We start from the raw sequence: 20426 nt of genomic DNA on the forward strand, positions 1-20426 counted from the left end.
GTCAAATCCTTTACGCGTTTTTTTTTTTTTTTTTTGTTATAATTTTTTTTAACCAAAAATCAAACTTCAAGGGGTAAAAAATGTTTAAAACGGTCGCTTCTAAGATTCTAACCTTAGTCATTGGCATTTTTGTTGTGCTTATTGGGATTGTAAGCGTGGTAAATTATGTCCGCACTTCAAAATCCACCACGGATATTTTTAATGGCTTACAACAGCTTATGCTCCACTCATCTTTCACTACCATAAATATCACTATGGGTATCGAAGCAAAACAACACTTAGTCGAGCTATCAGCCCTGCTAGCAAATGTCGATAGAAATGACATCGTAGCCCAGCGCAAGATTTTGGCAAATCTAGCGAAATTTGTCCAATATGACGCGGCGTTTATCGTGTATGAAAATAGCGATGGAAAAATGATTTCAGGTATGCCAAAAAGCGATATAAACAAACTATCATCATTCCCAGATGATGGGGATTTTGACTTCCGCACGCGAGGGTGGTATCAAGCCGCAAAAAACACAAAAGAATTTTTTGTAACCGCTCCGTATGAATCAAAAGTCGCAGGAATGGAAGCGACAATCTCTGCCACTGCGGCAATGCCATTTTTTCGCAATGGTAAGTTTGAAGGGGTAATCGCGGTGGATATTTCAGTGGGAGGATTTCAAGATAGGTTTAAAAATTTCTATCGAAAAGAATTGCCAAGTCTAAGAATCTTACTTATAGATTCTACGGGAGAGGTGTTTTCACACGCGGATTTAGACGCCATAGGCAAGGATAAATTTAAGCCACTAGGGGAAAAAATCATAAATCAAGCTAGCAAAAAACCAACAGGAGAATTTCATACGAAATTTTTAGGCGTTGATAAAATCGTTTTTTATGAGCAAATGCCTTTTGGCTGGATAATCGCCGCAGAGGCAAACGAATCAGACTTGACAAAAGCAATCAATGAAAATTTTATCGCCTCTAGTGTGCTTGCATTGCTTTTGCTAGGTTTTGGTGGGGCAGGGCTATTTTTTGCTATCAAACATTTTTTCAAGCCACTTAGTGCGATACAGCAGGGCTTGCATAGATTTTTTGCGTTTTTAAACTACGAGACAAAAGACGCACCAAAATCGCTAAATCTAACAAGCCACGATGAATTTGGCATAATGAGTAGGGAAATCGATGAGGGTATAAAGCGCACGGAAAATATCATCAACAAAGATTCCGCGCTTGTCAAAGAAGTCGCAAATGTGGTAAATGAAGCAAAGCAGGGGAGGTTTGGCAAGACTATCACTCTAAGCAGTCCAAATCCACAAACTGATTCCTTAAAAGATAGGCTAAATGAGATGAGTCAAACTCTCTCACAACTCGTGGGGCACAAGCTATCAAACGCCACGCAAGCCTTTGCAGCATATCGTAGAAATGACTTTAGCACGCGCATAGAAAATCCGCAAGGAATCGAAAGAGATATAAATCAGCTAGGGGATTCTATCACGGAGATGTTGAAGCATTCGGCTAGCTTTGCTAAAGAGCTAGGAGGAAAATCTAGCGAGCTAGAATCCTCAATGCAATCGCTAACAGACCGTTCACAAAAACAAGCCTCATCACTTGAAGAATCTGCTAGCGCAGTAGAGCAGATAAGCTCATCTATGCAAGTAGTAAGCGAAAAAACTGATGAATGCACTCGCCAAGCAGAAGACATAAAAAATATCGTAAGCGTGATAAAAGATATAGCTGAGCAAACAAACCTTTTGGCTTTGAATGCAGCTATTGAAGCAGCAAGGGCAGGGGAGCACGGGAGAGGTTTTGCCGTAGTGGCAGATGAAGTGCGAAAACTCGCCGAGCGCACGGGGCACTCACTCGGCGAAATCGAGGCAAATGTCAATATCCTCGTGCAGTCCGTAAATGAAATGAGCGAATCGATAAGCGAGCAAGCCACAGGCTTAAGTCAAATCAATGAAACAATCGCCCAACTAGAATCCGTAACGCAAGAAAATGTCGAAGTAGTCCATACTACCAACGAAATCGCTAAACGCGTAAATGACATAGCTGATGAAATCTTAGAAGATGTCAATAGTAAGAAATTTTAATATGGGTTTTGTTATTTGTTGCTGGGTGGATTTTGTATTTGTTATTTGTGGTTGTGATTTGTGAGTGATTAGAACTTGCTTAAAATCCGTTTAGATTTTGTGTGAAATCTGCTGTGTAAAATCGATTTTAATGCGTGGTAATTATAGAGGTAGAATCCTTTTTGAAATGACTGAAGTTTTGTCGTATTTAGGTTTTGTAGCAAGACAAAAATATATCCTTATTTTTAATTGTAGAGATATTTTACTTGTCATTAGGTATGAAAATTTGTAGTGTGTGGATTGCCACGCGTGGCATAAACCACGCTCGTAATGACTGAGCGTTTGTTGTGCTTATGTTTTGAAAAAACAGAAGTGTCCAAATGTTTATGTGAAAGAACATTAGATTTCAAAGTCGCATTATTTGCAAAAATTTAGTTTTTTATATTTTAGTTTTTTTGCAAAAAATCAGTATGATAGAAAATCACTTAAGATGCCTTGTTTGCTTTGTAATTTTAGTATGACAAATCCTACTCTTTTTATCTACGCATTGCGAAATAGCGGAAAATCTGTCATTGCAAAAAAAAAAAAAAACATTAGATTTTTGCGCTAGAAACTATCATTTATGATTTTTAGAAAAAGATTTTAGAAAATGATTTTGCACAAAAATTTTTAAAAAGCTATTTATGTGATTTTGTTTGCACAAAAAACAACTTGTGATATGAAAAATTATTAAAAATCTATTGAAATTTTTTGATTGAAATTGTTTTAGATGGATTTTGGAGTCAAGGCTAGGATTTTAGATTCCTAGCCTTGTGTGAGAGTAAAAAAGCAAGATATAAAAAAAGGTTTATAAGGCATTTTGGGCTATGATACTACATCATTCCCATACCGCCCATTCCTCCCATACCACCCATATCAGGCATTGCAGGGGCTGGCTTATCCTCTTTTATTTCGTTGATTGTCGCTTCTGTGGTAAGCATTAGGCTAGATACAGATACGGCATTTTGCAAAGCGATTCGCTCGACTTTTAGCGGATCTATGATACCTGCTTTAAACATATTGCCATACTTGCCACTGCTAGCGTCAAATCCATAGCCGTCCTCTTTTGATTCTTCGATTTTGTTTGCTACTACGCCCGCGTCAAATCCTGCATTTAGCGCGATTTGTGCAAGAGGGGCTTTGATAGCTCGTTTGATGATTTCATAGCCGATTAGCTCATCGCCTGATAGTTTTAGATTTACTTTTTGAGAGGCTTGGATAAGTGCTACGCCACCGCCTGCGACTATGCCCTCTTCTACGGCAGCTTTTGTCGCGCTTAGTGCGTCATCTACTCTATCTTTTTTCTCTTTCATTTCTACTTCGCTAGCTGCACCAACCTTGATAACCGCTACGCCACCGCTAAGTTTTGCTAGTCTCTCTTGGAGTTTTTCTCTGTCATAGTCGCTTGTAGTTTCTGCGATTTGGGTTTTGATTTGGGCTACGCGAGATTTTACTTCTGTGGCTTTGCCTTTGCCATCGACTATGGTGGTATTGTCTTTATCAACTACGATTCTAGCTGCTTGCCCTAAGTCAGAGATTTCAGCTCCTTCTAGGCTTTTTCCTAGCTCTTCGCTTATGACTTCGCCACCTGTTAGGATTGCGATGTCTTTTAGCATTTCTTTTCTTCTATCGCCAAAGCCCGGAGCTTTTACCGCTGCGACATTTAGCACGCCCCGAAGTTTATTTACCACAAGCGTAGTAAGTGCCTCTCCCTCGATGTCTTCTGCGATGATAAGCAATGGTTTGCCACTTTTCATCGTGGATTCTAGTAGGGGTAGAATATCTTTCATAGAAGAGATTTTTTTATCTGTAAGTAAGATATATGGATTTTCTAGTTGGATATTCATTTTGTCTGCGTTGGTTACAAAATATGGGCTTAGATAGCCTCTGTCAAATTGCATTCCCTCTACTACGGTTAGCTCATCATTGATTCCCTTTGCTTCCTCTACGGTGATTACGCCGTCTTTGCCGACTTTTTCCATAGCTTCTGCGATTAGGTTGCCGATGCTTTCATCAGAGTTTGCAGAGATGGTCGCTACTTGTGCAATTTCGCCTTTGCCACCGACTTTTTTGCTCCCTTTTTTTAGCTCTTCAATGATAGCTTGTGCGGCTTTATCCATTCCGCGTTTGACTTCGATGGGATTTGCACCTGCTGTGATATTTCGCAAGCCCTCTTTGAAAATGCTATACGCAAGCACTGTCGCTGTCGTAGTCCCATCGCCTGCTGCATCAGCAGTCTTGCTAGCGACTTCTTTGACAAGCTGTGCGCCCATATTCATTATAGGGTCTGCTAGCTCGATTTCTTTTGCCACCGTTACGCCATCTTTGGTGATAGTTGGTGCACCATAGCTTTTTTGGATAAGCACATTTCGCCCGCGTGGTCCCATTGTTACTTTCACAGCGTCATTTAGTTGTTTTACGCCCTCATATAGTTTGTTTCTAGCGTTATCGCTAAATTTAATTTCTTTTGCCATTTGTTGCTCCTTAATGTAAGTTTTGATTTAGGCTAAAACGCCTAGAATGTCTTTAGATTCTAGCACGATGTATTCGACATTGTCTAGTTTGATTTCAGTCCCTGAATATTTGCCAAAAACGATTGTATCGCCATCTTTTAGTGTTTTTTCTTCTGCGACTTTTGCGCTTATGGCTTTGACTTTGCCCATAAGTGGTTTTTCTTTTGCATTATCAGGTATGATGATACCAGAGCTAGTCTTGCTTTCTTCTTCTAGTCTTTCGACTAGGACGCGTTCGCCAAGTGGTTTGAATTTCATTTGGTTCTCCTTTTGGAATGTAAAATCTATACTTAAATTACAACACTAATCATAATGTTTAAACGATTAAAAATTAGCACTTAAATAATTTAAGTGCGATATTTTAGAAAAATTTTGGTTAATAAGTCAAGGTTTTATATAAAAATTAGTAAGAAACTTTAGTCTATAAAGCTAAAGAATTATTATACTATTACTATCAAATTAGCGGTTTCAAACACATTTGGCATAAAAATACTTGCAAAATCTATTTATAAAATCTATGATAAAATCTTGCTTTGCAAAAATTTACGCAAAAATATTTTTTACAAAATCCACTCAATGCAAACGCAAATAAGTCATATAAAAACACCAAAAGGAACACAAATGCAACCCACACAACAGCAAATAAAAGAGATTCTATCAAAAGTGATTTATCCCCAATTTAGCGAGAATATCATCAGCTATGGATTTGTCAAAAATATCAGCATAGATGAAAAAGGTAGCCCAACAATCACCCTGCATATCCCATCACGCGATGAACTTGTAGCAAAGGCTTTGCGTGATAATATCGAGCGCAAACTAGATGAAGCGGGCATAAAATCTAGCCAAATACATATAAACACCCCTGTAACTAAAGTAGATTCTGCCTCGCAAAATCCACAAGCGCCGCAAAATTTTTCACAAAATCCACATAACTCTAAAAATCCTCAATCTATGCAAAATCCTCAAAATTCGCAAAATCCATTGCAAAAAAATCTCCTCCCTCAAGCAAAGTCTTTTGTAATGGTAAGCTCAGGCAAAGGTGGCGTAGGAAAATCCACCGTCGCCACAAATCTAGCCATAGCCCTTGCTATGCAGGGGCAAAAAGTCGGCTTGCTTGATGTGGATATTTATGGACCAAATATCCCTAGAATGTTTGGCGTGAGTGATAAAAAGCCAGATTTAGATGAAAGTGGCAAAAAGTTAATCCCTATAAATGCCTATGGCGTGGATATTATGAGCATTGGGCTGCTTTTTTCTCAAGGCGAGAGTTTGATTTGGCGAGGACCGATTCTAATGCGTGCTATCGCGCAACTTTTTAGCGATGTGGCGTGGGGGGAAATGGATATAATGGTGCTAGATATGCCACCGGGCACAGGCGATGCACAGCTATCAATAGCACAAAGCGTGCCTGTGAGTGTCGGCATAGCCGTATCTACCCCCCAACTTGTAAGCCTAGATGATGGGGCGCGTTGCCTTGATATGTTTGCTAAGCTATCTATCCCAACTCTTGGAATCATCGAAAATATGAGTGGTTATATCTGCCCCTGCTGTGGCGAAAAAAGCGATATTTTTAGCGCAAATGGCACAGAAAAATTAGCCCAAAAATACAACACAAAAGTGCTATCCAAAATCCCCATAGACAATGCAATAGGCAAAGGCGGAGATGAGGGCAAACCTGTGGTGTATTTTTCGCCAGATTCTAGCGTGGCAAAAGCATATATGCAATGCGCGATTGAAGTAGTAGATTTTTTAGGACAAAAATAGGTAAAATGTAGCATTGTTTTTGCTATAAAGGCAAATATGTGGTTTTTGCAACATAAAATCTATTAAAAATTCATTTAGAATTTATTTAGAATATGACAAGAAGCATTGTCTAAAAAACGCAAAAAAATCGCATAATCTCTTAAAATATATCAACAGGATTTTTTAAGTTGATTATTGTTGGATTTCGATAGCTTATATGCCAAATCTTTATAGTGTTTGCGTATAATCCAAATTTTAAAACTGCTCATAAATTATCAAACAAGCCACACATAAAATCACACAAAAACACGCATAAAACGCGCAAAAACACAAAAACGCACACATAAAACGCAAAGGATAGCCAAAATGACAACTTCTACCACCCCAAATAACACACAAGACGCCACAAGCATAGTCAAACGCAAAAAAATCTACAATCCAAATTCGACTGAAAGAAATATCAATGAGAGACGGATTTTTGGTGGGGACCCTACGAGTATTTTTGATTTAAACAAAATCAAATATCAATGGGCTTATAATCTATGGAAAACAATGCTTGCAAACACTTGGTTTCCCGAAGAAGTCAATATGAATACGGACAAAAGAGACTATGAGGGCGTGCTAACGCCACAAGAAAAAATTGGCTATGATAGGGCATTAGCCCAGCTGATTTTTATGGATTCTTTGCAGACAAATAACCTAATCGATAATGTAAATCCATACATCACAAGCCCTGAAATCAATCTAATCTTAGTGCGTCAAGCCTACGAAGAGGCGTTGCACTCTCAAAGCTACGCCGTAATGGTAGAATCCATAAGCGCAAACACCGATGAAATCTATGATATGTGGCGCGTGGATATGCGACTAAGAAGTAAAAATGACCATATTGCGGGGGTTTATATGGATTTAGCTTCAAATCCCACAGAGAGAAATATCCTAAAAGCGATGTTTGCAAATCAGATTTTGGAGGGGATTTATTTTTATAGTGGATTTTGCTATTTTTATACGCTCGCTAGAAGTGGCAAAATGCTAGGAAGCGCACAGATGATTCGGTTTATCCAACGAGATGAAGTTACGCATTTATATTTATTTCAACAGCTGATAAATTCTCTCAAACGGGAGAGAGCGGATTTATTTACGCCGAGTTTGCAAGAAGAAGTCATTGAGATGTTTAAAAAAGCCGTAGAGGTAGAATCTGCGTGGGGGGATTATATCACTCAAGGACAGATTTTAGGGCTTACAAGCGATATTATCGCGCAATATATTCAGTTTTTGGCTGATGAGAGGCTAAGCAAAGTAGGCTTTGGTCCTATCTATAATGTCCAAAATCCTATAAAATGGGTAAATGATTTTGCAAGTTTTAATGAGCAAAAAACGAATTTTTTTGAAGCAAAAGTGTCAAATTATCAAAAAGGGAGCGTAAATTTCGATGATTTCTAAAAAAATCTATTCTTTACAAATCAAAACCAAGCAGGATTTTAGCGAGAATCTACAAGCGATTTTGCAAGTGGCAAAATCTAGCGAGGAAGGAAGCGTGATTTTGACGCCTGAGCTAGCGTTGAGTGGATTTTGCTACCAAAAGATGGACAAAGCAGATGAGTTTAGCAAAATCGCTACGCAAGAATTGCTAGAGGCAAGCATAGAATGGCGCACCATCATCACCACAATGATAGAGAAAAAAAATCACAAATTCTACAATAACCTAAAAGTTTTTCACAATGGAGAGCTTATCCACAAGCAAGCAAAACACGAGCTTTTTTTGCTAGGCGAGGAGCATTTGCATTTTGCAAGTGGCGGGCTAAATGAGATGATTCCATTTAAAATCGGCGATATGACTTGTGGCGCGCTTATTTGCTTTGAATTGCGCTTTATTGATTTGTGGAAGCGACTTAGCGGGGTTGAAGTGATTTTTGTCCCTGCGCAATGGGGCAAGGCTAGAAAAGAGCATTTTGAGACATTGTGCAAAGCCCTAGCCATAGCAAATCAATGCTTTGTTATCGCAAGCGGTGGGGCAAATTTGCAAATGGCAAAATCTAGCGCGATTATCACGCCTTATGGCAAAGTCTATGCTGATGATGAAGCAGAAGTCATAAGCCATACTATCGAGCTAGATGAAGTCGAAAAAATGCGAAAATATATCAACATAAGGCTTACGCAGTGATAGAAAAGCTAGGGCAGATACGCCAACTAGAATCAATGTGTGAGGAAATCGCCAAAGCCTTTGCCCTGCAAAATCTAACCTTAGAATCTTGGGTAAAAAAAGCACTTCTTAGTGTGAATCGACTTGATTTTGTGAGTGAATTTAGCCACCTTGCGTATGATTTGCATCCCTTAGATATCCAAGGAGCGCAGTTTATCAGCTCTCCTCTCACAGTGGCGAAAATGACGCAATATCTAGGGCAGGGCGATAGCGTGCTAGAGATAGGGCTAGGCAGTGGCTATCAAGCTATGGTGCTTGCAAAAGCTGGTTTTAGACGCGTTTTTAGCATTGAGCGCATTGAACGACTTTTATTGCAAGCGCGGGACAGAATCCGCGCAAGTGGCACGCTAAATATCAATACAAAATTTGCCGATGGGCAAAATGGCTGGGGAGAATATGCGCCTTATGATAGGGTTTTATTTTCTGCGTGTTTGGATTCTAGCATTCCTAGCGCGATTATTGAGCAATTAGAAGAGGGTGGCGTGCTAGTTGCGCCTATGCTAGAAAAACGCATTGCACCAAATGGCAAAGAGGAGCAACGCCAAGTCATTAAGCGATTTAGCAAAGCTAATGGCAGGCTCGCAAATGAAGAGGTGCTAGAGGATTGCCTTTTTGTGCCGATAGTGGAGGGGACTACGCGCTAAAAGATTTTGTAGATTTTGGTATTTTTGGTTAATGTAGTATGGCATTGTTTTTGTTTGCTTATAATGCAATGAAAAAAGCCCAAAATTACAAAATCTAGTTTGTTTTATGCAAAAAATTACAATTTGATTTGTCAAATATCAGCCAAAAGGAGTTTTTATGTCGTTTTTGCCTACGCTTTTGATTTCTTGTTTATTGCAAGGTGGCGGTGAGTATTGCGAAATGGCAGGGGAAAATCTCCGCTTTGGTGGAGGTGGATTTTATTATCCACATTTATCTTCAAAAATCAGCAATCAAAATGCGGGGGGATTTATCACACTTCACGGCAGAATCGCTCCTCCAAAAGGCAATATCCAACTTGTAGGCGATATAGATTTTGGCTTTGGCAGGGGCAATCTTACAGATAAAATGATGGCAGATTTTCTCCCAAATGACATAAAATCTAATAGCGCAAATTTTTCTACCCAAATGCGCATAAAATTTGGCGCAAACACTTACAAAGCGACTTCGCCTATCTATCTAAACGCGGTTTATAGCTTAGATTCTTACCTTAGTGATATTACGAACAAAAGTGGCTATTCGCGCACTTTGCAGCAACTAGGACTAGAAGTAGAGGGCAGGAAGGCACTCTCGCGCAAGATTCGCTTAGAATATGGCGTTGGCTATGATGTCGTGGTGGGTGGGTATTATCGCTTTATTGCTGATACAAGTAGGCAAGATTCTAGCGTTAGCTCATATAGCTATTCACTGCGTGGGTATGTGGGGTTTTCTTATCGTATCGCAAAGCGATTTCACTACTATATGCGGACAAATCTGCGCTATGAGTCATTAGCAAAATCCCAAAATATCAGCGTTACTCAAGGAAGCATTACAAAATCGTGGCATTACCCAAAAAGCGATAATTTTTTAGCAGGCTTAGAATTTGGCTTTGGTTTTTAGATTTTTATCACATAGATTTTGCTAGCTTAGAGTTTTTAATGGGGATTTTAGAAGCGATTTTAGATAATGTGATTTTAAGGGCGTTTTTTAGCTGTTTTGGTGGAGGGATTGTTTTTGTCATTGTGTATATTTTAAGCAAAAGGCTTTTTGATGGCTCGCTAGATTTTAGTTTATTAGAATCTAGCGAGAAAAAATCTAGTTTGCAAAAATCCAACTCTTTAGAATCCAACTCGCAAAAATTTAATTTTCAAAAATTTCCCTTTTTAGATTTTACTTTATCAAAATCTAATCCACAAAAATCTAATCCCACAAAATCCCGCGCAATAAATGCAACAAATGCATCAAATGCTATCGCACGATTTTTTAAAGATTCTCGTTTTTTGCTCGCATTTTTGGCAAGTTTGATATTTTTGCTACTTACCGTTTTTGTGCTAGATTTTGATATGGTTTTTTCGCTTATTTTTTATCCACCTAGTTTTGTTACAAATTTTTCTGCAAATTTTGTTGCAAGTCCTTTTGCACATCATTTTGGCGATTTTTTTGAAAATCCTTTTAAAAACCTTGTATTTCCACTAGATTTTTTACTTTTTTTGCGCAATGATTTTGTAGCATTCGCGCTTATTTTATCGCTTTTTTATGTGTGGGTTTGTGCTATGTTTGGGCTAGCGTTTGTGCTTTGTGCGTTTGATTGTAGGTATTTTGCCATTTTGGATAGTCATAATGTAGCGTTTTTGGCATTGTGTGCGTGCAAAATCGTTTTTGTAATGCTTTTTGGGGTTTTTAGCACCACCCAAAACATAGCAGAATCCATAGAAGTAGTAAAAGATATATTGCTAGGGGCGGGGCTTCTTTGCCTGCCGCTACTTTTTGGGAAAATCTTTTTAGACAAAGAGATTTTAGGCGAGGGGGATATTATTTTTTGTGCTGGATTTAGTGGATTATTTGGGTGTTATTTTTTGATTTTAAGCATTTTTTGGGGTTGTGTGCTAGCTAGCGTGGGGTTTATTGTTGTATTTATTTATGCTAAAATATCGCCTAAAATTTTTAAAACAAAATACCAAAAAAGCGTAAAATCCCCCACATATCCAAGCATATTTATGCGCATTCCCTTTATCCCTTTTATCGTGCTAGGTGCTTTTGTTGCGATATGCTTAAATTTCCTTACATAAGGCAGATGATGACAAGTCGGTATATTTTTTATACTATTTCACAGATTTTTATTCCTTTTTTTGTGGTGTTATTTTTTGTCGCTTCTGTCGTGCTACTTATCTCGCTTTCAGCTGCGACCCAAGCTATCAAAATCAACATTTTTGATTTATTGCAGCTTTTTTCTTATGCGATTCCAAATGCGATTTTTTTTGTTATCCCTATCACTTTTTTTTGCGCGTGTGTGCTGGGGCTATCAAGGCTCTCTTATGATTATGAATTGCTCGTGTTTTTTTCTCTAGGCATTGCCCCGCGCAAGATTTTGCGCGCTTTTGTGTGGATAAGCGGATTTGTTAGCGTTGTCTTGCTCGTGTTTTCGCTAGCCCTTATCCCTATCACTCGCAGTGCATATACTAGCTTTGCAAATCAAAAAAAAGCCGAAGTCAATATCAACATAAAAGCTGGCGAATTTGGGCAAAGGCTTGGGGATTGGCTAATTTATGCAGATGAGGCAAATAACCGCCATTATAAAGGTTTGGTGCTTTTTTCTAGCGGAATCGAAAATAACGAGATTTTTATCACCGCAAAAGAGGGCGAGCTAAGCAATAAAGATGGCGTTTTTAGTTTGTCTCTCATTGAGGGTAGTGCGTATTTTGCTAAATCCGATGAAGTGCAAAAAGCAGATTTTGCCACGATGAAGCTAAACTCAAAAACTGATGATATAAACCTTAGTTCGTATGATTTGTTAGAGTATTGGAGTAGTGCATTTGAGGGTAGCCATACGCAGGCTAGGCGTTTATCTCAAGCAATCATTGCTTCGCTTTTTCCTATTGCTAGCATATTTTTAGTCCTGCTTTTTGGTGTGGCAAATCCTAGATTTCAAAAAAATCTTAGCTATGTATATTTGCTTGTAAGCGTGTCGATTTATTTTATCGCTATGCACATTTTAAGTCAAAATGCGCCATTTGTGGGGATTTTTGCATTGCCTTTGGTGTGGTTTGCGCTATCTTATGTGCTTTATCGGCGATTTGTTGCCACTAGGTATTAGATTTTGCTTCTAAGGCAAGAATCTATGTCGCCTGCGACAAACACCGATACAAAATCTATCACAAACACTGCCATAAATTTGGATTATAAAACATTCGCGCTAAAAATCGCTTATAACGGCGGGGCTTTTAGCGGGTTTGCCCCGCAAAAATCACGCAAGATTTTAAGCGTGAGCGAGGCTATAAGCGATGCCCTGCAAAGCATAGGCATAAAATCTAGCGTGCTAGGAGCTGGGAGGACTGATAAGGGCGTGCATTCATTAGGAATGGTGGTGCGCTTTTTTGCGCCTAGATTTTGGGAGGCAAAAAAGCTAGAAAAAATCCTAGCCCCCAAAATCTATCCGCATATCAAAATCCGCGCATTAAAAGAAATAGATTTTAGTTTTTGCCCGATAAAAGATGCTAAAAAACGCGCATATTTGTATCTTTTTTCGCCACATTTGCAAAGCCCATTTGTATCGCCATTTGTGGCATTTGAGCGTGTAGGCGATATGAAAATATTACAAAAATGTTTGCAGGCTTTTATAGGGGAGCATAATTTCGCGCTATTTAGGAAATCTAAATCAAGTGCTAAAACCACAAATCGCATCATTTATGACGCTAGATTAAAGATTTTTCAGCGTTTTGGGCAAAAAATATGTGGAATCTACATTGAGGGAAATGGCTTTTTGCGCGCACAAGTGCGGCTAATGATAGGGGCTAGCCTAGCGGTGTCTAGGGGGGAAGTGGATTTTAGCGATTTTATTTTGCAATTAGAGGCTAAAAAAAGCGCGTGGAGAGAGCCTGTGAGCGCAAATGGGCTATACTTTGCAAAAGTGTGGTATTAGATTTTACGCATTGCTTTTTGCACATTGATTGTTGCAAGATATTTTTTAGATTTGTTTCAAATTTGTGTTTGTCCCAAAAATCTAAAAATAAATAAAAAAGGCAAAATCTTACTTAAATTTGTTACTTAAATTTGTTGCCAAATTCTACGCAAAAAAATCGCTCTCCCATTCCATTTGGGCTTAGCAATTCTCGCACTTTTAGGGATTCTTGTTGGTAAAGCTGCATATTTTGATTTTGCGTTTTTTGTGGATTTTGATTTTGTAGATTTTGAGTATTTTGTAGATTTTGCGCGTTTGAGTGTTGTTGATTTTCTCCACTTTGACAAAACACAAAAAAATCTTGCAATAACCTATCTATCCCAAAATCCACAAGCGCAGCATTTAAGCGCGATTTTTTACATAGCTTTGCGCCAAAGTGCTTAAAAAGTGAAATAATTATCCCAAAATCCACTTCATAAGTCAAATCACTCACCCCAAAAAGCCCGCTCAAATCCGCGCAAATCTCTTCAAAACTAAGCACCCTATGGGATTTGTATCCGCGCAGAGTTATGCGATTTTGCTCCATATTTTGTCCCTCTTTTTGTTCTTTTTGTTGCCAACTTCCATAATCAAAACTTAAAAATCGCCACGATTTTATCAAATCTTGCGTATTTGCAAAACGACAAATTTCGCGTATAAAATCCTCCAAACCAACCGCTATTTCGCCATTTTTTATGCCTAGTTTTTGCTTTTGACATAGCATTGTTTGTAAATGCTTTATTTTAGATTTTAGGCATATTCTTGCCACACCTTGCGTAAAATATTGCGTATCAAAATCCTGTTTAATAAAATCTTGCGTGGCAAAATCTTGCGCAATAAAATCCCCTGCCTTCAAATCTTTTTTGGCAAAATCTTGTAAATTGATTTTAGATTCTAGCCTTTGTATTTCTTGTGTTATTTCCTCATCGCTACGCCATAAAATCCGCCTTGCAAGCACGCTAGAATCATTGCAATTTTTAACAAAACCAAGATGATTATCACGCACCACTTCGCACGCAAACGCATCAAAAAGCTCATTACTTAGCATAAAAACACTTTTTTTAGAAGCATTTTTAGATTCTTGTCTAAGCAAATCTTGCAGGGCGTTTATATGTTGCAATGGCGTTATGCGTGGATTTTGCGCTTGCAAATCGCGCAAAGAAGCTAATGGCTCAATGGTGTAAAATCTAGTTTTATCAACCACCCCTTCGCTTAAAACCTCCAAAAACTCGATAATATCACCAAGTAGCCTGCCACTATGTGCGCCAAACTCCACAACCACCAAAGGCAAATCTAGCTCGCTAGATTCTAGCAAATCAATGATATGCCTAGCTATCGCGCCACCAAAAAAGCGCGACACGCTAACAGCGGTATAAAAATCCCCCTCTTTGCCGACTTTTTCATCGCCACTTTTTGCGCGTGAATAATACCCGCGTTCCCCATAAAGCCACTCTTGCATATATTGCCCAAAGCTAATGCCAAAATCTTTTTCCAAATCTTGTGCTAAATCAATATCTAACATTTTGTTCTTTTCGCTTTTTTGCCAAACGCCTAAAATCCGTCTAAAATCTGCCTAAAGTCTGCCTTAAAACTTCGCAAAATCGCCAAACAAAATCACTAAAATCTAGCTTTTTTCAAAATGGATTCTAGGATCAATAAGCGTATAAACCAAATCGCTTATGATACCTACCACAAGGCTAAGAAGCGTGAAAATATATAGCGTGCCAAACACCACAGGATAATCCCTGCTTAATATACTCTCATATCCCAAAAGCCCAAGCCCATCAAGGCTAAAAATAATCTCAATCATCAAACTTCCGCTAAAAAAAATCCCCATAAACGCCGCAGGAAACGATGAAATGACAAGCAACATAGCATTGCGAAAAATATGCCGATATAGCACGCGATTTTGGTTAGCACCTTTTGCATAGGCGGTTAGGACATATTGCTTGTGTAGTTCTTCTAAAAAAGAATTTTTGCTAAGCAGGGTAAGCCACGCAAAACCGCCGATAGATAGGCATAGCACAGGCAATGTAATATGCCATAGATAATCTTTGATTTTTTCAAACGCGCTTAGAGAATCAAAATCCTCGCTTGTAAGTCCTCGCAAAGGAAAAATATCCAAATACGCCCCGCTAGCAAACAGCATAATAAGCAAAATCCCAAACAAAAACGCAGGGATAGCATTGCCAGCTACGATGATAAGAGAGCTAAGAGAATCTAGCATAGTCCCGTTTTTGCGTGCTTTGTAAATGCCTAGCGGAATGGATATAAGATAAATCAAAATCGTGCTAAAAAGTCCTAGTGAAATGGATACAGGGAGCTTTTCTACTACCAAATCCCACACGCTGATTTTGCGATAATAGCTCTGCCCCAAATCAAACACCGCATAATTTTTTAGCAAAATAAAAAATCGCTCCAAAATCCCCTTATCAAAGCCATATTGTTTTTTTAGCTCTTCGATTAGCTCGTTTGGCAAACCTTTGCTAGCTTTGTAATCGCTTATTTTTATGCCAGCACTCGCCTCGCCTTTTGCGCTCATTTCTAGCTTGGCACTCATATACTCCACAGGTCCTCCGGGTGCAAGCTGGATAATAAAAAAATTTATCGTAATAATGCCTAAAAGTGTGGGGACAATCAGCAACAATCGTTTGCAAAGGTAGGAAAACATTTGGGGTAAAATCCTTGCTTTGAAGTCAAAATATTTGCAATTTAAGTGGCGTAAAAAAAACATATTTTAAAACGGATAAAATCAAAAATTGTAGCATAGTTTTAAAAATGTCAATTTGTTTGGGGAATTTTGTTTGGTGGATTTTAATAGTGTTTAGGCGTGCTATGGCTATGTTTGATAATGGCAAAAATATAGCAAAAATAGGGCAAAAAATAGAAATAAAAAAAGAGGCAAAAATAGTTCGCTAGATTTTAGGTTTTTTACAAAAATCTAAAATCTAGCAATGACAAATCACGGTATTTGGACTATAAATGCAGATTTTTATCCATTTTTTATCCACTTGCAATGACGATAAAAGGTGATAAAAAAATCTAAAATCTAAAAAACAAAATCCAAAAACTTTTTTTATTTTTATCATTTTTGTAGTTAAATGATATTTTCTCATTATTTTAGCATTTTTGATAATTTATAGAAATAATTACCACTTTGTAAGATTTATTAAAATATTTTTATTATGATTGCGATTCGCTTTTGTATTTATATGCTTTTTTTTTACAAAAGCCATTTTTTATTTTGAAAGGATTTCAAATGAGATTTTCTAAGCACAAAAACAGCACAAAGCACCATAAAAGAGGCAAGATTGCCTTATCACTTGCGAGCATTTTAGCTATTTCTAATATGCTAGTAGCCACTCCAAATAAGCCACATTCTAATGATACTAACGGGGGGGGGGAGGCGATAATAACGCCATAATCACTCCTAGTGATAATCCCAATATTTTGCAAGAATCTAGCACGGATTTTGCCACTTCACAATCCGCCTCACAATCAAGCTCGCAATCCAACTCTTTTGTTGATTCTACTTCGATAGATTCCGCCTCGATAGATTCTTTGCAAAATCCACAAAGCAACTCACTAGATTTAGCAGAATCAAAACATAATAATTCTACTAAATCTAAAAAATCCAAACGATACAACAAACTAACCAAAAACACTGATAAATATGATAGCAAATATGACAATATGGAGGCAAAGCAGCTAGATAAAGTCGTGGTAACTGCTAGCGGATATGAGCAGGATATAAAAAATGCCCCAGCCACTATTAGCATTATCCCAAAAGAAGAGATTATGAGCCGTCCGATTCGCGACTTGGGCGATGCGGTGCAAGATGTGCCCGGTGTGTCGGTGGAAATGCAAAAAACAGGTGGCAATTCTATCTCTATGCGCGGGCTTGGCTCTAACTACACACTGATTTTGATTGATGGCAAACGACAAAATGTCGCGCAAGGATTTAGCACAAATGGTTTTGGCGAGGCGTTAAATGCAAATATGCCACCGCCTAGTATGATTGAGCGAATCGAAGTCATTCGCGGACCCGCTTCTACGATTTATGGTAGCGATGCAATGGGTGGCGTGATAAATATCATCACCAAAAAGCACACGGACAAAGTAACCGCAGGTGTGCAATTTGATATGAGATTTAGCGAAAATCCCGATGTATTTGGCAATATTTACGGCGCAAATGGCTATGTAACCACGCCATTAGTCAAAAAAATACTCTCCCTAAACTTGCGCGGTGGATTTAAAGTAGGCGAACAAAATAACTTTTTAAAACCTGCGGGGCTAACAACCACTAACGGAACAAGTGCTTACACAAACCCCTATGCCACGCACTCTGCTACGGGCTTTACAAATTGGAATGCTGGATTTCGATTTAACTACACGCCCGAATCGCACAATAGCCTTTATTTTGACGCAGAAGCATATTTCGCCCGTGTAGGCTCACTAAACACTTCTGGCAATCAAATCACAGGAATCCGCGATTTTTACAAAGTAAATTCTGTGCTAAATCACGATGCGGATTATGATTGGGGCAAATTAAACACTTATTTGCAATACTCTGCCACGCTTTGGGCTTCGCACTATGGATACAACGCAACTACGGGGCAACCTGACACAAACGCAGGTGTAGCGATAGGTGCAAGTAGAGGTGCTGGTGTGAATTGGGACGCAGCAAGTATCAATCAAGACGCGGTTTTTCAAACCACTTATAACAAAGCCTTTGATTTGGATTGGGCGGGGGCTATCATCTTTAATGGTGGGCTATACTATCTCTATGAAAATCTATGGCGCAAATCTAATGGCGTAAAAATGGATATGCACCAAGTCGCACTTTTTGGCGAGGGCGAATATCTTATCAATGAATATGTCTCCACGACTTTGGGATTGCGACTAAATTATAGTGATAAATTTAAATCCATAGCCGTGCCAAATCCGCGCTTTTATGTCAATGTATTTCCCACAAAATGGCTGACATTTAAGGCTGGAATCTCAAGCGGTGTGCTTGTCCCGCAACTAAGCTATCTCTATGATGGGTGGCAATTTACCACAAGTCGTGGCACTCAAACAGGTGTGCTAGGCAACAAAGACTTAAAGCCCGAGCAAAGCTGGAATTACGAATTAAGCGCGATTTTTGATTTTGAATCCACAAATCTAACGCTTACAGGTTACTACACAGATTTTCGAGACAAAGTCTCTACGCAACCATATACAGATGGCACTTGCGCGAACATAGAATCTTGCTCAAGGGTGCTAAATGTCGATAAATCGCTTGTAACGGGCGCAGAACTTGCATTTAAGCTAAAACCGATTTATTATGGAATCGGGCTTGATATGAGCTATGCTTTCACTTACACGGAGATTTTAAGCTCTTCGGCAAGAAGTGGGAATACTTCGTATGCGGATTATTACAAAGGCGAACCGCTAAATCTAATCCCCCGTCATAGCTTTGTAATCAAGCCTAGCTATAAAATCGGTGGCTTTGAGGCGTTTTTGCGATGGAGCGGGAAGTTTCAAACGCCTACACCTATCCCTGCGCCAAATAATCAAACCGCAGGAAATAACCTCGTGCGCGGGGCGATTGGCAAGTTTTACAAAGATTATCAAATATTGGATTTGTCATTAAGCTATAAATTTGATTTTGGTTTGGCTGCGACATTTGCTATCAACAACTTGCTAGATACGAACTTTTGGGACCCGATTATATTTAATAACAACCAAAACTATACAAATCAATATCAGCGAATATTGCCTAGTAGAAACTATTGGCTAACGCTAAGGTATGATTTTTAGGGGGTAAGTTTTTGGGGGGATTATGTAGATTTTAGTGATTTAGAAATAGATTTGCTTGCAAAAAGCTAATAAAATGGCATAAAAAAGGCTTTCTTGCTAGTGCTTGAGAGAGAAAACAACTAGCAAAGAAAGTCTAAACGGAGTAAAAAACAACAAGGAAAAACAACGCATAAAGATAGATTTAAGATATATACGCTTATATCAAAAACAACTTAAATGCGCTAGCCAAACTTTTTAGCCGTTTGGCTGGGGTGGATTTTGCCACAAAAAAGATAAACAAAATCTAAAAACTAGCGCAATAGATTCTAAAACTAGCGTATAAACAAAATTTATGTGTTTTCTAGGCTAAAACTAGGCTTAAAAAACGCTCATTTTTGAAAAAATAGCTACTTAAAATGCTGTTTTGGAATCTATTTTATGTTTATTTAAGCGGGGCATTTATGTTTGTTTGTATATTTTTGACAAATTTCGTAACTTATTTAAACTTTAAAAAATTATAAAATTTTCATAAAAATTAGCTGAAAAATTCCTAAAACTTTGTTATAATCCACCGATTAAATTCAACATAAACGCCACAAAAAAGCCACGATGTTTTGCTAGCACAATAGCCAAAAACTACGCAAAATCAACCAAAAACAACAAAGGGCAAAAAGGCGAAAAAGATAAACTCAACAAAAGAAAGGAAGGTTTCAAATGCGGATTTTGGTAGTAGAAGATGATGCGACACTTAGCAAGACACTAAGCGATTCACTCAATACAAACGGGTATCAAACAGACATAGCAGAGAGCCTAAAAGATGGCGTGTATTATATAAGTATTCGCAATTATGACTTGGTGCTTGCTAACTATAAACTAAAAGATGGCAATGCCATAGAGCTACTCACAGAAGTCAAAGCACGCTATCCACGCGTGCCTGTCATCATCATAGCAAGCAAGGCAAAGCCTGAGCAAGAAGTCGCTGTGTTTAGCCACGGAGGAGATGATTTTCTATCAAAACCTTTTGATTTTTCTGTGCTTTTAGCGAGGATTCAAGCTAGGCTTAGATTTTTTGGGACAAGCGTGATAGAGATAGAGGATTTAGTAATAAACCCCGATGAAGAGCGCGTAACTTACAAAGGAGAGGAAATCGAAGTTAAAGGCAAGCCTTTTGAAGTGCTAACTCACCTTGCAAGACAGCGCGACCAAATCGTCTCAAAAGAACAGCTTTTAGATGCGATATGGGAAGAGCCAGAGCTTGTTACTCCAAATGTCATTGAAGTGGCGATAAACCAAATCCGTCAAAAAATGGATAAAGTGCTAAATATCTCTACGATAGAGACGGTGCGTAGGAGAGGGTATCGCTTCTGCTATCCTAGAAAACCTATCGGCGAGTAGTCGCACCTAGCAACTATCAAAAGCAAGTAGATTTTGATAGTTTCTCATTTTTGTGTTATTTTGTGCTATATGTTTTTTTTGTTGCA

17 protein-coding genes and 1 pseudogene are annotated in these 20426 nt (G+C 38.5%); 12 read left to right on the forward strand and 6 right to left on the reverse strand.

Annotated features, from left to right (window positions below; all coding sequences use genetic code 11):
• Nucleotides 1-80: 80 nt before the first annotated feature.
• Nucleotides 81-2072, forward strand: coding sequence for a methyl-accepting chemotaxis protein (locus ACWIX0_RS05290; RefSeq protein ID WP_454172578.1), 1992 nt, complete (start codon nt 81-83; stop codon nt 2070-2072).
• A 68-nt stretch (nt 2073-2140) separates the two neighbouring features.
• On the opposite strand, the gene ACWIX0_RS05295 is transcribed toward ACWIX0_RS05290, so the two are convergent.
• The 3 genes and pseudogenes from ACWIX0_RS05295 to groES all read right to left on the reverse strand — a co-directional run.
• Nucleotides 2141-2275: a hypothetical protein gene (locus ACWIX0_RS05295; protein WP_454172580.1), complete on the reverse strand. Its 135-nt coding sequence runs from the start codon at nt 2273-2275 to the stop codon at nt 2141-2143.
• 648 nt (nt 2276-2923) lie between these two features.
• Nucleotides 2924-4564 carry a chaperonin GroEL gene (gene groL / locus ACWIX0_RS05300; protein WP_454172581.1) on the reverse strand — a complete coding sequence of 547 codons (1641 nt, stop codon included), beginning with the start codon at nt 4562-4564 and terminating at the stop codon, nt 2924-2926.
• Nucleotides 4565-4594: 30 nt separating this feature from the next.
• A pseudogene (gene groES, locus ACWIX0_RS05305) lies at nt 4595-4861 on the reverse strand (co-chaperone GroES); the annotation flags it as partial.
• Nucleotides 4862-5224: 363 nt separating this feature from the next.
• Here groES and ACWIX0_RS05310 point away from each other — a divergent pair.
• The 8 genes from ACWIX0_RS05310 (at nt 5225) to ACWIX0_RS05345 (ending at nt 13146) form a co-directional block, all read left to right on the forward strand.
• Complete coding sequence (locus tag ACWIX0_RS05310) at nt 5225-6367, forward strand: Mrp/NBP35 family ATP-binding protein (protein WP_454172583.1); 1143 nt, start codon at nt 5225-5227, stop codon at nt 6365-6367.
• Nucleotides 6368-6712: 345 nt separating this feature from the next.
• Entirely contained in the window at nt 6713-7786 is a 1074-nt protein-coding gene (locus tag ACWIX0_RS05315; protein ID WP_454172584.1) for a ribonucleotide-diphosphate reductase subunit beta, read from the forward strand.
• The gene (locus ACWIX0_RS05320) at nt 7776-8507 is read left to right on the forward strand and encodes a carbon-nitrogen hydrolase family protein (RefSeq protein WP_454172586.1); all 732 of its coding nucleotides are present in this window, start codon (nt 7776-7778) and stop codon (nt 8505-8507) included. Before ACWIX0_RS05315 ends, ACWIX0_RS05320 begins: the two co-directional genes overlap by 11 nt.
• Nucleotides 8508-8542: 35 nt before the next feature.
• Nucleotides 8543-9190, forward strand: coding sequence for a protein-L-isoaspartate(D-aspartate) O-methyltransferase (locus ACWIX0_RS05325; RefSeq protein WP_454172630.1), 648 nt, complete (start codon nt 8543-8545; stop codon nt 9188-9190).
• Between the two features lie 157 nt (nt 9191-9347).
• Complete coding sequence (locus tag ACWIX0_RS05330; RefSeq protein ID WP_454172588.1) at nt 9348-10127, forward strand: hypothetical protein; 780 nt, start codon at nt 9348-9350, stop codon at nt 10125-10127.
• Between the two features lie 38 nt (nt 10128-10165).
• The gene (locus tag ACWIX0_RS05335; RefSeq protein WP_454172590.1) at nt 10166-11296 is read left to right on the forward strand and encodes a hypothetical protein; all 1131 of its coding nucleotides are present in this window, start codon (nt 10166-10168) and stop codon (nt 11294-11296) included.
• An 8-nt stretch (nt 11297-11304) separates the two neighbouring features.
• Entirely contained in the window at nt 11305-12321 is a 1017-nt protein-coding gene (locus ACWIX0_RS05340; RefSeq protein WP_454172591.1) for an LptF/LptG family permease, read from the forward strand.
• Between the two features lie 24 nt (nt 12322-12345).
• On the forward strand, nt 12346-13146 hold the full coding sequence (locus ACWIX0_RS05345) for a tRNA pseudouridine(38-40) synthase TruA (RefSeq protein ID WP_454172593.1): 801 nt from the start codon (nt 12346-12348) through the stop codon (nt 13144-13146).
• Between the two features lie 121 nt (nt 13147-13267).
• Here the strand turns inward: ACWIX0_RS05345 and ACWIX0_RS05350 are convergent, their stop codons facing one another.
• The 3 genes from ACWIX0_RS05350 to ACWIX0_RS05360 form a co-directional block, all read right to left on the reverse strand.
• Nucleotides 13268-14686 (reverse strand): SAM-dependent methyltransferase, encoded by a 1419-nt coding sequence (locus ACWIX0_RS05350; protein ID WP_454172595.1) that lies wholly within the window; start codon nt 14684-14686, stop codon nt 13268-13270.
• Between the two features lie 102 nt (nt 14687-14788).
• Nucleotides 14789-15835, reverse strand: a complete 1047-nt coding sequence (locus tag ACWIX0_RS05355; RefSeq protein ID WP_454172596.1) for a microcin C ABC transporter permease YejB — start codon at nt 15833-15835, stop codon at nt 14789-14791.
• A gap of 277 nt (nt 15836-16112) precedes the next feature.
• Nucleotides 16113-16280: a hypothetical protein gene (locus ACWIX0_RS05360; protein WP_454172597.1), complete on the reverse strand. Its 168-nt coding sequence runs from the start codon at nt 16278-16280 to the stop codon at nt 16113-16115.
• Nucleotides 16281-16423: 143 nt separating this feature from the next.
• Between ACWIX0_RS05360 and ACWIX0_RS05365 the strand changes: the two genes are divergently transcribed.
• The 3 genes from ACWIX0_RS05365 (at nt 16424) to hsrA (ending at nt 20340) form a co-directional block, all read left to right on the forward strand.
• On the forward strand, nt 16424-16588 hold the full coding sequence (locus ACWIX0_RS05365) for a hypothetical protein (protein ID WP_454172599.1): 165 nt from the start codon (nt 16424-16426) through the stop codon (nt 16586-16588).
• 26 nt (nt 16589-16614) lie between these two features.
• Entirely contained in the window at nt 16615-18966 is a 2352-nt protein-coding gene (locus ACWIX0_RS05370) for a TonB-dependent receptor domain-containing protein (protein ID WP_454172600.1), read from the forward strand.
• A gap of 693 nt (nt 18967-19659) precedes the next feature.
• Entirely contained in the window at nt 19660-20340 is a 681-nt protein-coding gene (gene hsrA / locus ACWIX0_RS05375) for a homeostatic response regulator transcription factor HsrA (RefSeq protein ID WP_454172602.1), read from the forward strand.
• Nucleotides 20341-20426: the final 86 nt, after the last annotated feature.

It is taken from the genome of Helicobacter sp. T3_23-1059, from assembly GCF_053654515.1.